At 73.1% G+C, this 12652-nt stretch carries 13 protein-coding genes and 1 pseudogene; 7 read left to right on the forward strand and 7 right to left on the reverse strand.

Going from position 1 to position 12652, the window contains the following annotated elements; genetic code table 11:
* Positions 1 to 84 precede the first annotated feature (84 nt).
* Positions 85 to 802 (reverse strand): annotated as a pseudogene (locus ABD691_RS19800) (response regulator).
* Between the two features lie 436 nt (positions 803 to 1238).
* Positions 1239 to 1817 carry a DUF3000 domain-containing protein gene (locus ABD691_RS19805; protein ID WP_344681830.1) on the reverse strand — a complete coding sequence of 193 codons (579 nt, stop codon included), beginning with the start codon at positions 1815 to 1817 and terminating at the stop codon, positions 1239 to 1241.
* A gap of 194 nt (positions 1818 to 2011) precedes the next feature.
* Between ABD691_RS19805 and hemE the strand changes: the two genes are divergently transcribed.
* From hemE to ABD691_RS19830, 5 genes are read left to right on the forward strand one after another with little or no spacing between them, the layout of a single operon-like run.
* The gene (gene hemE, locus ABD691_RS19810; protein WP_344681831.1) at positions 2012 to 3091 is read left to right on the forward strand and encodes a uroporphyrinogen decarboxylase; all 1080 of its coding nucleotides are present in this window, start codon (positions 2012 to 2014) and stop codon (positions 3089 to 3091) included.
* A 2-nt stretch (positions 3092 to 3093) separates the two neighbouring features.
* Complete coding sequence (gene hemG / locus ABD691_RS19815; protein ID WP_344681833.1) at positions 3094 to 4497, forward strand: protoporphyrinogen oxidase; 1404 nt, start codon at positions 3094 to 3096, stop codon at positions 4495 to 4497.
* A 27-nt stretch (positions 4498 to 4524) separates the two neighbouring features.
* Positions 4525 to 5220: a hydrogen peroxide-dependent heme synthase gene (gene hemQ, locus ABD691_RS19820; RefSeq protein WP_344681835.1), complete on the forward strand. Its 696-nt coding sequence runs from the start codon at positions 4525 to 4527 to the stop codon at positions 5218 to 5220.
* 42 nt (positions 5221 to 5262) lie between these two features.
* Positions 5263 to 6048, forward strand: a complete 786-nt coding sequence (locus ABD691_RS19825; RefSeq protein ID WP_344681837.1) for a maleate cis-trans isomerase family protein — start codon at positions 5263 to 5265, stop codon at positions 6046 to 6048.
* A 36-nt stretch (positions 6049 to 6084) separates the two neighbouring features.
* Complete coding sequence (locus ABD691_RS19830; RefSeq protein ID WP_344681838.1) at positions 6085 to 6666, forward strand: GNAT family N-acetyltransferase; 582 nt, start codon at positions 6085 to 6087, stop codon at positions 6664 to 6666.
* On the opposite strand, the gene msrB is transcribed toward ABD691_RS19830, so the two are convergent.
* Genes msrB through ABD691_RS19850 form a run of 4 tightly spaced genes read right to left on the reverse strand, consistent with a single transcriptional unit; the run spans position 6615 to position 9606 of the window.
* Positions 6615 to 7043 carry a peptide-methionine (R)-S-oxide reductase MsrB gene (gene msrB, locus ABD691_RS19835; protein ID WP_344681839.1) on the reverse strand — a complete coding sequence of 143 codons (429 nt, stop codon included), beginning with the start codon at positions 7041 to 7043 and terminating at the stop codon, positions 6615 to 6617. The two genes, ABD691_RS19830 and msrB, sit on opposite strands and share 52 nt — an antisense overlap.
* Before the next feature lie 9 nt (positions 7044 to 7052).
* Entirely contained in the window at positions 7053 to 8150 is a 1098-nt protein-coding gene (locus ABD691_RS19840; RefSeq protein ID WP_344681840.1) for a DNA glycosylase AlkZ-like family protein, read from the reverse strand.
* A gap of 30 nt (positions 8151 to 8180) precedes the next feature.
* Complete coding sequence (locus ABD691_RS19845; RefSeq protein WP_344681842.1) at positions 8181 to 8471, reverse strand: hypothetical protein; 291 nt, start codon at positions 8469 to 8471, stop codon at positions 8181 to 8183.
* Between the two features lie 31 nt (positions 8472 to 8502).
* Positions 8503 to 9606 carry an ROK family transcriptional regulator gene (locus tag ABD691_RS19850; RefSeq protein ID WP_344681844.1) on the reverse strand — a complete coding sequence of 368 codons (1104 nt, stop codon included), beginning with the start codon at positions 9604 to 9606 and terminating at the stop codon, positions 8503 to 8505.
* 44 nt (positions 9607 to 9650) lie between these two features.
* Here ABD691_RS19850 and ABD691_RS19855 point away from each other — a divergent pair, with 44 nt between their 5' ends.
* On the forward strand, positions 9651 to 10343 hold the full coding sequence (locus ABD691_RS19855) for an HAD-IA family hydrolase (protein WP_344681845.1): 693 nt from the start codon (positions 9651 to 9653) through the stop codon (positions 10341 to 10343).
* A gap of 10 nt (positions 10344 to 10353) precedes the next feature.
* Positions 10354 to 11352: a DNA polymerase domain-containing protein gene (locus tag ABD691_RS19860; protein WP_344681846.1), complete on the forward strand. Its 999-nt coding sequence runs from the start codon at positions 10354 to 10356 to the stop codon at positions 11350 to 11352.
* Between the two features lie 48 nt (positions 11353 to 11400).
* Here ABD691_RS19860 and ABD691_RS19865 read toward each other — a convergent pair whose 3' ends face one another.
* A complete protein-coding gene (locus ABD691_RS19865) occupies positions 11401 to 12549 on the reverse strand; it encodes an alkaline phosphatase PhoX (protein ID WP_344681849.1) in 1149 nt (382 codons plus the stop codon).
* Positions 12550 to 12652 lie beyond the last annotated feature (103 nt).

Raw genomic sequence — 12652 nt, forward strand, 5'->3', positions numbered from 1 at the left:
TGCCCGAGCTCGCCGGGGCCGACCGCACCGGCGTTGGTGACGCGGGTGCGTTCGGACGCACCCGCCTCAGCGGTTTTCAGACGGTCATCTGATCACTCCGGCGCGCATCGCCAGCGCGACCATCTGCGCCCGATCCCCGGTGCCCAACTTGCGCCCGATCCGCGACAGGTGGCTCTTCACCGTGAGCGCGGACAGGTTCAGGGCCTCGCCGATCTCCTTGTTGGATCGGCCGTCGGCCACGAGTTGGAGCACCTCGACCTCCCGCCCGGAGAGTTCCCGGGGGGGTGTTGTCGGTTCCCGGAACCCGCGTGCCCGCGGCAAGCACCGGGGCGACGCTGGGATCGGCATACACGCCGCCGTCGAGAACGCGGCGCACCCCGTCGGTGACCACCATGGGCGAGGCCGACTTCAGCAGGTACGCCTGCGCACCTGCCTGGAAGGCGGCCCGGACCGCATAGGGGTCATCGGACGAAGCGAGCACCACGATCCGCGGCCAGCCCTGGGTACGCAGTTCGGTAACCAGGTCGATGCCGGTCCCATCGGGGAGTCCGAGATCGAGGATGGCGAGGTCGCACGGACCGGTCGCCAGGGCGCGAGCCCTGGCCTCGGCCATCGATGCGGCCTCGTGCACCGTGCCGGCGCCCATCTGCAGCAGCCGGGCGGCGATGGCCTCCCGGAGCAGCGGATGGTCGTCCACCACGAGCACCGTGAACAGCTCTTCCCGCGGGTGCGGGACCATGTTGGCCGGCAAAGCGCCGGCAGGCGTGGTTCGAGCGGCCTGACCTAAGCCGACGGCAGCCACGTCACTACCTCCCTGGAGTCGGTCGTGCCCCCCGACCGGCACCGGGACTCTCGACCAATCAGCCGCGCCACTGATCGACCGAAAGTGGTGTCGTCGGGGGCAGCGTAACCGCCCAAGCGGGTCAGCGGGACGATCAATCGGGTATGTATCCCGATCGAGTTGTTACCCGAACATGATTGCATCGCTCAATCGGGTGACTGTAAGCGATCTCGCTAACGTAGCCGCGCGTCCGAACGACACTAATAGGTTGCGCATCGTGAAGAAGTTGCGGAACCAACTATTTCGTGCTGCCTGAGAAGTCCTCGGGAACAACTCCGCGCGCTCGGCGTGTCGCATCCCGGGGAGTTCGGCCCCGGAGCGCCTCGAGCCACGAAACTAGCGGAAAGTAGCCTGGTCGTCACGCAACGCGACTGGTTTTCGGCGGATGTGGACCTGATCAGCCGAGCCCGCCGGCGTCAGCCGACCGGGGGCCGAGCATCGACACTCCTTCGGGTGGAAGTCCGGCCGCGCTCGCCATCAGCTCGTGGAACGCCGCGCCGTGCGAGGCGAGTTCGGCGTCGGTGGCCGTCCACGAGCCCCGCAGTTCGAGGTCGTGGCTGCGCGCCGGTCCGGCGATGTCGCCGAACCTCGCCGACGAGGTCAGCGTCACGGTTCCGCCCAGCGCCGTGTACGCCGCCCCGGTGTCCTCCAGTGCGTCGGTGAGCCAGGACCAGCCCACCGCGGGCAGCAGCGGATCGGTCGCGAGTTCCGGGTCCAGTTCGACCCGCAGGTAGACCACCAGGCGCAGCACGCCGTTCCACGACTCCTGGCCCTCCGGGTCGTGCAGCAGCACCAGCCGGGCGGTCGCGAACTCGCCCGCCGGACCGGTGGCCTCCGCGGCCAGCGCATGGGCCCAGGGCGCGAGCCGCCGGGGCGGCCCCACCTCGCTGAGCTCGATCTCCCTGCGCGGGCGGGACGACTTCAGAGCGGCAACTGCCTGCCGGAAAACCTCGGGCGCTACCGACATCTCCGTCACAACGCTGCACTGTAGGCGTCCCGGCTCGCGCCGCGCCGCTGCCACGCCGACAGCGCCCGGGAAAGATCAAGAGCGGCGGCGGCAGGGCGTTCCGGCGGGCGTGAGAGGATGGCGCGGCGAGCCGGTTCCGCTGCTCCGGCCCGCGGAAGCCTCCGGACTTCTACCGACATCACCGGACTCTCAAACGGACATCGATGACGAACTCCGCTCCGGTCTCGGCCCGCCGGGACCTCGCCGACGCCCCACTGCTGGCCGCCGCGCGCGGCGAAACGCCCCGGCACACGCCGGTCTGGTTCATGCGGCAGGCAGGCCGTTCGCTGCCGGAGTACCGGAAGGTGCGCGAGGGCGTCCCGATGCTCCAGTCCTGCCTGACGCCGGACCTGGTCTGCGAGATCACCGCGCAGCCGGTCCGCAGGCACGGCGTGGACGCCGCGATCCTGTTCAGCGACATCGTGCTCCCGCTGCACGCCGCCGGGATCGGCCTCGACATCGTCGCGGGCACCGGACCGGTGGTGGCCGAGCCGGTGCGCACCGCCGCCGACGTCGCGGCGCTGCCGCAGCTCGCGCCCGAGCAGGTCGGTGCGGTCGGTGACGCGATCGGCCTGCTGCTGGCAGAGCTGGGCCGCACCCCGCTGATCGGCTTCGCCGGCGCGCCGTTCACGCTGGCGTCCTACCTGGTGGAGGGCGGCCCCAGCCGCAACCACGAGCGCACCAAGGCGCTCATGCACTCCGAGCCGCGGACCTGGCACGCGCTGCTGGAGAAGCTGGCCGATACGACCCTGACGTTCCTGCAGGTGCAGCTGGCCGCCGGGGTCGACGCGCTGCAGCTGTTCGACTCGTGGGCAGGCGCGCTCTCGCTGCGCGACTACCGCGAGTTCGTCCTGCCGCACAGCCGCCGCATCTTCGAGTCGCTGACCGAGTGGGACGTGCCGAAGATCCACTTCGGGGTCGGGACCGGCGAACTGCTGGGCGCGATGCGCTCGGCGGGCGCCGACGTCGTCGGCGTCGACTGGCGGATCCCGCTGGACACCGCCGCGCAGCGGCTGCGCGACGCCGAGCCGGGCAGGGACGCGCCGGTGGTCCAGGGCAACCTCGACCCGGCCGTGCTGTTCGCCGGGTGGGACGCGGTGGAGCGCGAGGTGCGCCGGATCCTCGCCGAGGGCGAGGCCGCGGGCGGCCACATCTTCAACCTCGGCCACGGCGTGCTGCCGAGCACCGACCCGACCGTGCTGACGCGGGTCGTCGAGCTCGTGCACTCGATCACCCGGCGGTAGCGGTGGGACGCCGGATCGCGGTCGTCGGCGGCGGCGCCGCCGGTCTGGCCGCCGCCCACCGGCTGCGCCGCGAGCTCGGGGCGGACGCCGAGATCGTCCTGTTCGAGCAGTCCGACCGGCTCGGCGGCAAGCTCCGCACCGTCGACCTCGCCGGGGTCGGCTACGACCTCGGCGCGGAGGCGTTCCTGGCCCGCAGGCCGGAGGTCCTCGCCCTCGCGGAGGAGCTCGGCGTCCGCGACGACGTCGTGCACCCTGGCGGGTTCTCGGCGACCGTCCGGGCGGGCGGGCGGACCCTTCCGCTGCCCGGCGGGACCGTGATGGGCGTGCCCGCGTCGGCCGACTCGGTGCGCGACGTGCTGTCCGAACGCGGGCTCGCCGCGCTGCTCGCCGAAGCCGACCTCCCGCCGGTCGACCTGGCCGGAGCCGACGTCTCGGTCGGCGGGCTGCTGCGGCAGCGGGTCGGTGACGAGATCGTCGACCGGCTGGTCGAGCCGCTGCTGGGCGGCGTGTACGCGGGCAACGCGGACCTGCTGAGCCTGCGCGCCACCGTTCCCGCGCTGGCCGCCGCCCTCGACGCGGGCGCCGGGTCGGTCACCGCTGCCGCGGCGGCGGCGCTGCCCGCGCCGAGCGGCGGGCCGAAGCCACCGGTCTTCGGCGCCTTCGGCGGCGGCTACCGCCGCCTCGTCGACGCGCTCGTGGCGGCCTGCGACGCGCGGGTCCGCTTCGGGCTCCCGGTGCGGTCGCTGACCCGGCAGGGCACCGGCTGGCGGCTGGAGATCGGCGCCGCACCCGGCCCGGAGGCCGTCGACGCCGACGCGGTCGTGCTCGCGGTGCCCGCGCCGTCCGCCCGGAGGCTGCTGGCCGGACCGGTGCCGGAGGCGGCCGACCGGCTGGGCGCGGTCGAGCTGGCGTCGATGGTCGTGGTGGGGCTGGCACTGCCGCCTTCGACCGAGCTGCCGGAGGCGTCGGGCGTGCTGATCGGGCGCGGCGAGCAGCACGCCGACGGCACGCCGTTCACCGCGAAGGCGTTCACGTTCTCCAGCCGCAAGTGGCCGCACCTGCGCGGTGCCGGCGGCGAGTGGCTGGTCCGCGGGTCGGTCGGCCGGTTCGGCGAGGAGCTGCGGCTGACCGACGACGAGCTGCTGCGCCGGGTGCGCGCGGATCTGGCGGAGCTGACCGGGATCACCGCCGAACCGGTGGACTCGGCGGTCGTGCGCTGGGGCGGCGGGCTGCCGCAGTACGGCGTCGGGCACCTGGACGTCGTCGCGGGCGCCGAGCGCGCCGTCGGCGAGGTGCCCGGCCTGGCGCTGGCGGGGGCCGCGCTGCACGGCGTCGGCGTGCCCGCCTGCGTGGCCACCGGTGAGCAGGCCGCGAGGAAGATCACGCGGGACCTCCTGGCGGGCTGATCCCCCGCTGGTGGGACCATGGGGGCCATGGCGCGCCTGAACTATTCCGAACTCAACGACACGATCCGCTACACCATGTGGTCGGTCTTCCGGATCGAGCAGGGAGCCCTGCCCGAGGAGCGGGAGAAGGCCGCGCTGCGGACCAAGGAGTACCTCGACTCGCTGGAGGAGTCCGGTGTCGTGGTGCGGGGGGTCTACGACGTGTCGGGGCTGCGCGCCGACGCGGACTTCATGATCTGGTGGCACGCGGCCGACGTCGAGGCAGTGCAGGCCGCCTACACCGGTTTCCGCCGGGAGACGCCGCTGGGCCAGTCCTCGGAGCCGGTGTGGAGCAACGTCGCGCTGCACCGCCCGGCGGAGTTCAACAAGAGCCACATCCCGGCGTTCCTGGCCGGTGAGGAACCGCGCAAGTACATCTGCGTCTACCCGTTCGTCCGCTCCTACGAGTGGTACCTGCTGCCCGACGACGAGCGCCGGACGATGCTCAAGGACCACGGCATGGAGGCCCGGGACTACCCGGACGTGCGGGCCAACACGGTCGCCTCGTTCGCGCTCGGCGACTACGAGTGGATCCTCGCCTTCGAGGCCGACGAGCTGCACCGGATCGTGGACCTCATGCGCCACCTCCGGGGGACCGAGGCGCGGCTGCACGTGCGCGAGGAGATCCCGTTCTACACCGGCCACCGGGTGGACGTCGCGGACCTGGTGACCCGCCTGCCCTGATCCCGGGTCGCGGCGCGGCGCCGTCGGTACTGCAATGGCGCTATGTGGCAGCCGGACGGTTGGGACGCGCGGGCGCGGATCGGGGTGCTGACTCCGCACGGTGACATCGGGCCCGAGTCGGAGTTGCAGGCGATGGCCCCGGACGGGGTCCGGATCCACGCCTCGCGCGTGCACTTCGGTGCGATGGCGCAGGGCGGAGTGATGCCGTCGACGATCCCGTTGGCTCCGGTGCGCGCCTTCGCGGAGCCGCCGCACATCGACGAGGCCGCACGACTGCTGGCGGCGGCGCCCGTGCGCTGCATCGCGTACGGGTTCACCAGCTCCGCGTACGTCATCGGGGCCAAGGGCGAAGCCGAGATGCTGGAGCGGCTGCGCAAGGCCTCGGGCGTCCCGGTCGTGGCCACGTGCGCGGCGGCGGTGGCCGGGCTGCGCGCGCTCGGTGTGGGTGACCTGGCGCTGGTCGACCCGCCCTGGTTCGACGACGAGCTGGACGCCCTGGGCGCGGCCTACTTCGACGACCAGGGGCTGGCAGCGGTGTTCCACGCCCCCGCGGGACTGCCCCGCACCCAGCGCGGGATCAACCCGGCCGAGCTCTACGACTGGATCCGCCGCCACGTGCCCGCCCGCGCGGAGGCGGTGTTCGTCGGCGGCAACGGCCTGCGCGCGGTCGGGGTGATCGCGGCGCTGGAGCAGGACCTCGGGCGTCCGGTGCTCACCGCGAACCAGGCGCTGCTGTGGCAGGCGCTGCACGAGTGCGGGGTCCGCGCTCCGATCACCGGCTACGGCTGCCTGTTCGACGTGCGCCCCTCGGATTCCCCCGTCCAGTAGCCGAAATCCGGTCGCGCGCGGCGGGACAATCCAGGTGTGGAGCGACCGAGGGAAACCCTGCACAACAAGGGCGTCGGGTTGCGCCGCTGGCGCCGCGACGACCTCGACGAGATGCTGCGCGTGGTGACCGAGGCCCTGGACCACCTCACGCCCTGGATGCCCTGGGCCGAGGACTACGACCGCGAGAAGGGCGCCGCTTTCCTGGAAGCGTGCGACGCGGGCTGGGAATCCGGCAAGGAGTACGGGTACGCGATCCTGTCCGACGCCGGCGCGATCATCGGCAGCGCCGGGATGATGGCCCGGATCGGGCCGGGCGGCCTGGAGATCGGCTACTGGCTGCACCCGGACCACACCGGCCGGGGAGTCGCGACGCGGGCGGCGGAGGCGCTGGTGCTCGAAGCGTTCCGGATCGGCGCCGACCGGGTGGAGATCGTGCACGACGCCGCCAACCGCGCCAGCGGGGCGGTGCCGCGCAGGCTCGGCTTCACCGAGGTCGACCGGCGGCCGCCGCAGGAGCCGGTGACCGCCGCCGAGGACGGCGTCGACGTGGTGTGGCGGCTGCTGCGTCAGCCCTCGTCGGCCGGGACCAGCCGGAGCGCGAGCGAGTTGATGCAGTAGCGCTGGTCGGTCGGGGTGTCGTAGCCCTCGCCCTCGAAGACGTGCCCTAGGTGGCCGTGGCAGGAGGCGCACAGCACCTCCACCCGGACCATGCCCATCGAGCGGTCCTCGCGCAGGATCACCGCGTCGGAGTCGCGCGGGTCGTAGAACGACGGCCACCCGCAGTGCGAGTCGAACTTGGTCTCGCTGCGGAACAGTTCGGCGCCGCAGCCGCGGCACTCGTAGACGCCGGTGGTCCTGGTGTCGACGTACTCGCCGGACCACGGGCGTTCGGTCGCGGCCTGGCGCAGCACGGCGTACTCGCCCGAGCCGAGCTGTTCCTTCCACTCCTGCTCGGATTTCACGACCTTCGGCGTAGCGCCCACTACCGGTTCCATGCCTCCACGCTAATGCGTCGGCAGGTCGAATGCCCGTACCAGCGTTGGAGATCTCAGCGCTCGAACGCCACTTCGGCGGATCGCGCGCCGCGCAGGGCGGCGAGCCCGGCGGCCTCTTCCTCCACCGCTGAGCGCGGGGTGGCGGTGAACTCCGCGACCGAGACGCGCAACACCTGCCCCTTCCGGCTCGCCCGGTAGGTCCCGGCGACCTCGCCCGCCGACCAGCACGGCGCCCGCCGTGGCGGCCGGGCCCCACAGCGCTTTGCGCCGCCGCTCGTCGGGCACGGTGAGATCGCGGTTCCTGGCCTGGAGGTAGGGGTCGCCGACCGGGACGAGCCGGACCCCGGACGGTTCCGGTGGTGATTCCAGCGCCGCGAGATCTTCCCGGCGCGCCCACATCTGCCGGCCTTCGACGCGGACCGGGGCGAGGTCGTCCGGCCACACGCCGCGCAGGGCGGTGGGCCGGGTGCCGAGGAACGCGGCCACGTCGGCGTTGCCGCCCGGGCCCAGGAAGCGCAGCGCCCGGCGGATCGCCGACGCCGTCCCGGTCGCTCCGGTCGGCGGGGTCCACGGCGACAGCGCGCTGATCCGCACCCGGCTGCCGTCCCGGGCGAGTTCCAGACCGGCCGCGAGGCCCGTCTGGAGGAACAGAGAGTAGAAGACGTGCGTGGACCCGCAGGGCTCGCACCACGCCGACGCTTCCGGGACGTCCCTGGTCACGGCCGCGCTCAGCGACGCCTTGTCGGTCGGTTCGGCCGCGTGCTCGCGCATCGCGCGCACAACCCGGCCGAACGCCCGCAGCGGTTCGGCGAGCTGCTTCATGACCGGCATGCGCGCGACCACATCGGCGTCGGAGAGCGGGAAGAGCTCGGCGGCCAGGCGCGGCAGGTCCTCCCGCCGGTGCAGGTGCGGCGAGCCCCGGAGGGTCCAGGCCAGGGTCAGGTCCGCCCGCGCGTCCGGGCACCTGGCGAGCAGCGACTGCGCGCCCGTGCCCGCCGGGGAGTCCTGGAAGCCGAGCTCGGCCACATCGGGTTCGGCGGCCGATCTGTCGAGCTGCTGCACGCGGTACCGGTAGGCCAGCACCTGGCGCCGGTCGAGTTCGAGCACGACCCCAGTGTGCGGCAGCCGTCCGACAGGTCAGCGCAGGAACGTGTCGAGGACGAAGGCCAGCGCGTTCCAGACCGTGAACAGCACGCCGACCAGGATCAGCGTGACGACCAGGACCACGACGACCCGGCGGTGGCCCGCGGTGCGGTTGGCGCACTGGGCGAAGTCGTCGACGCCCTGCAGCATGCCTTCGACGGTGGCCTTGGAGTTCGGCCGCTGCATCCGGTCGAGGTGCTCGGCGAACGCCTGGGTCTCCGGATCGTGCGGGTCGAGGCCGATCAGCTCGTCCTCGAACCGCCCGTTGCCGTCGTCGGCTGGCATGCCCACACGGTAGCGCCGATGGGTGGCCGGTTCAGCCGCCGATCCGCTGGGGATCGGCCAGCAGGGACTCGAACGCGCGGTCGGCGGCGCCGGTCAGGACCGGGGCGTCCAGGGCGCCGGAGACCAGCCGTGCGCGACCGGCCCTGGCGACCAGGGACAGCCGCCGCGTCTCGGACTCCAGCAGCTCGGTCTCGGCCGCGAGCAGGCGGGCGAGGAAGCCGGTGAGCACGATCCGGTCGGGGTCGAGGACTGTCGTCAGGCCGGCGAGCCCGGCGGCGAGCCTGCGCGCGGTGCGCCTGCGCGGCCCGGTCGCGCGCAGCGCTTCGGCGACGGAGTCGGCGCGGGCCGTGCGGAGCAGGGCGGCAGCGTCGGCGTAGAGCTCCAGGCAGCCGCGCGATCCGCAGGAGCAAGCGGGGCCGCGCGAATCGATCACGACGTGCCCGGCCTCGACGGCGTGACCGTCTCCGACGAACAGCGCGCCCTCGTTCACCAGCGCACCGCCGATTCCGCGGTGGTCGCAGGTCAGGACGAGCGCGTTGGCCGCGCCCGCCGCCGCGCCGCGCCGGTACTCGGCCATCGCGGCGAGGTTGCTGTCGCGGCCGAAGCGGACCGGCGGGCCGTCCACGCGTTCGGTCACCAGCTCGCCGAAGGGCACGTCGGTCCAGCCGAAGCGCAGTGCGGAGTGGACGAAACCGTCGCTCTCGCGCAGAGCCCCCGGGACCGCCACGCACACCCCGGCGCAGGTGCCGCCGGTTTCCCGGATCGTCCGCCGGACCTGCTCCGCGAGCATCGCGGCCAACCGGTCCGGACCGGGCGGCTCGGGCAGCTCGATCCGCCGCCCGGTGCGGACGGGCGCGCCGAGCGCTCCGGCGGCGACCTCGACGTGGTCCTGCCGCAGGGCGCAGGCGACGACGAACGGCGCTGCCGGGGCCGCCTCGATCACCGGCGAGGGCCGGCCGCGCCCGGCCGCCGCGCTCTGCGCTCGGGTGCTGACCAGGCCCAGTTCTTCCAGCTCTGCCACCGCGTTCCCGACCGCGCTGCGGGCGAGACCGAGCGAGGTCGTGGCGGTGCTTCGCGTGATCGGGCCGTTGTAGTGCAGCAGTGCGAGCACGCGGGCCGCGGCGTTGTGGACCACTCCACCCCTTCCCTGGCGAGGTCGGCCCATTCTATTTTGTTCTCATGCAGAACAAAATCACGGCGGAGCTGCGGGCCCGGGCGGTGCTGCTGGATCTCGACGGCACGCTGGTGGACTCGCACGCCGCGGTTCGGCGCAGCTGGGAGCGGTGGGCGGGCGAGGTCGGCGTGCCGGTCGAGTCGTTCATCGACCGGGTGCACGGCAGGCCGGGCCACGAGGTGATGGCCGAGGTGCTGCCGGACCGCTCGGACGCCGAGAACCGCGCGGACAACGAGCTCCTGCTGCGCGCGGAGCTCGACGACACCGACGGCGTGCGCGCCCTGCCAGGCGCCGCCCGGCTGCTCGCCGCGCTCGCAGGCTGGCCCTGGGCGATCGTCACCGCCTGCACCGAACCGCTCGCCCGCGCGCGGCTGGACGCCGCCGGGCTCCCGGCGCCCGCGACGCTGGTGACCAGCGAGCAGCTCGCCGCGGGCAAGCCGGACCCGGCGGGCTACCTGCTGGCGGCGGACCGGCTCGGGGTGGAGCCGTCCTGGTGCGTCGTGGTCGAGGACGCCGACGCGGGCGTGGCGGCGGGGATCGCGGCGGGCATGCCGGTCATCGGCGTGGCCGGGCCGACCGATCCCGAGCCGACCCTGCGGGCCGACGGGCTGCACGCGCTGGAAGCGCTGCCGGACGGCGTGCTGCTGCGGCTGATCGGTTCGCGCGTTCACCGGGAAGATTCCCCGATCGGGTCCTAGGCTGCTGTCCGTGGCGGCACACCTGGAGTTCGAAGTCGGCGGGCGCTCGGTCCGGTTGTCCAATCCGGACAAGGTGTACTTCCCCGAGCGCGGGTTCACCAAGCGGCAGATCGCCGAGTACTACCTGGCGGTGGCCGAGCCGCTGCTGCGCGCGATCGGGGACCGGCCGACGACGCTGAAGCGCTACCCCGGCGGGGTGCCGGGCGAACCCTTCTACGCCAAGCGCGTGCCCAAGGGCGCGCCGCCGTGGGTCGAGCAGGTGGAGATCACCTTCCCGTCCGGGCGCAGGGCGCACCAGGTCCGCCCGACCGAACCGGCGGTGCTGGTGTGGGCGGCCGGGCTGGGGACGCTGGACTTCCACCCGTGGCCGGTCCGCTCGGCCGACGTCGACCACCCGGACGAGCTGCGGGTGGACCTCGACCCGCAGCCGGGCACCGACTACGCGGACGCGGCGGAGGTCGCCGGTGTGCTGCGCGAGGTGCTGGCCGAGGCAGGGCTCACCGGGTACCCGAAGACCTCCGGCGGGCGCGGGATCCACGTGCTGGTGCGGATCCGGCCGGAGTGGGACTTCGTCCTGGTGCGGCGCGCGGTCATCGCGCTGGCCCGCGAGGTGCAGCGGCGGATCCCTGGTCTGGCCACAGTGGACTGGTGGAAACCCGACCGGGGCGAGCGGGTTTTCCTGGACTTCAACCAGGCCGCGCGCGACCGGACCGTGGCGTCGGCGTGGTCGATCCGCGGCACGCCGAGGGCCACGGTGTCCACTCCGGTCACCTGGGCTCAGCTGTCCGAAGTGGAGCCCGACGACTTCGACCTGACCACGGTCCCGCGGTGGCTGGCCGAGAACGGGGACCCGCACCGGGAGCTGGACTCCGAGAGCTTCGGCATCGAGACCCTGCTGGACTGGTACGCCAGGGACGAGCGCGACCGCGGCCTCGGCGAGATGCCCTACCCGCCGGACTACCCGAAGATGCCGGGCGAACCGACCCGGTCCCGGAAGGGTTCGCGGTAGCCGGGCGGGAGGTCCGGGGACCTCCCGCGCCGGGACGGGGAGCTACCGCTAGCGGCGGAACGGGCCGGTCACCTCGTAGGTGATGCCGCCGCTGCTGGAACCGGTGGTGCCGCGCTGCGAGGAGAAGTACAGCCGGTCGCCTGCCGGGTTGAACGCCACGCCGCAGAGCTCGGACCCGCTCTGCCCGTTGACCCGCAGGAACGGCGCGACGATGTCGTCCGGGGTGATGATGCAGATCTCCATGTTGCCGCCGTCCTCGGCGACGTAGAGGTCGCCGACCGAGGCGCCGGTGATGTTGTCGACACCGGTCAGCGGCGGGTTCGCGGTCAGGTTGTCGTCGTAGGCGATGTTCAGGACGTTGTTGACCGCGTCGTAGGCCCAGACCCGGTTGTCGCCCTTGGTGGTGAAGAAGCAGGTGCCGTTGCGGTAGAAAGCACCCTCACCGCCGTTGAAGACCTTGGCCCCGGAGACCTGGCTGCGGGTGCGGGTCGGGCTGCCGTCGGGGTCGGGGACGTTGACCCAGGACAGCGCTCCGCCGGACTCGACCAGCACCTGGAGGGTGCCCGCCGACAGGTCGCCCCAGGTGGTGGGCACGAACCGGTAGAAGCAGCCGTTGGACTCGTCCTCGGTCAGGTAGATGACCTTGCGGTCCGGGTCGGCCGCGGCGGCCTCGTGCTTGAAGCGGCCCAGCGCCGGGAGCCGCACGGGGGCCTTGGCGCCCCACGGGTCGGTCTCGTAGACGTAGCCGAGGTCGGTTTCCTCGCAGGAGAGCCAGGTGTTCCACGGGGTGGCGCCACCGGAGCAGTTGCGGGTGGTGCCGGACAGGATCGTGTAGGCGCCGGTGATCTGGGCGCTCGCGTCGAACTTCAGGGCGCTGACCCCGCCGGCTCCGGAGCCGAGTTCGGCGTTGGACACGTAGATCCATCCGGTGCCGTCGGCGAAGCAGGCACCGCCGTCGGGAGCGCCGTGCCAGGTGTGCGAGGTGCCGGGGACGGTCTGGGTGGAGCGGGCGAGGACTCGGCTGGTGAAGCCGGACGGGAGCATGATCCCGTTGGCGTCAGCGGCCTGCAGCGCGCCGTAGGGGCTGGGGCCGGTCTTGGCGGGGTACGCGATCGCTTCCCTGGTCACGCTGAATCCGAAGGCGACGGAGGTGCCGACACCGAGCACGGCGGCACGCAGGAAATGGCGACGTTCCACGGCTTGCTCCTTCTGGGCGAAGTGAGAACCGGTTTACGGGCAGCGCGACTTTAGACCCGGCCGCGTGTCGCCCCGGGGCCGTGCGGGTGAACAGTTCCTTGCG

The organism is Saccharopolyspora taberi (genome assembly GCF_039534165.1).
GTDB classification, from domain to species: domain Bacteria; phylum Actinomycetota; class Actinomycetes; order Mycobacteriales; family Pseudonocardiaceae; genus Saccharopolyspora_D; species Saccharopolyspora_D taberi.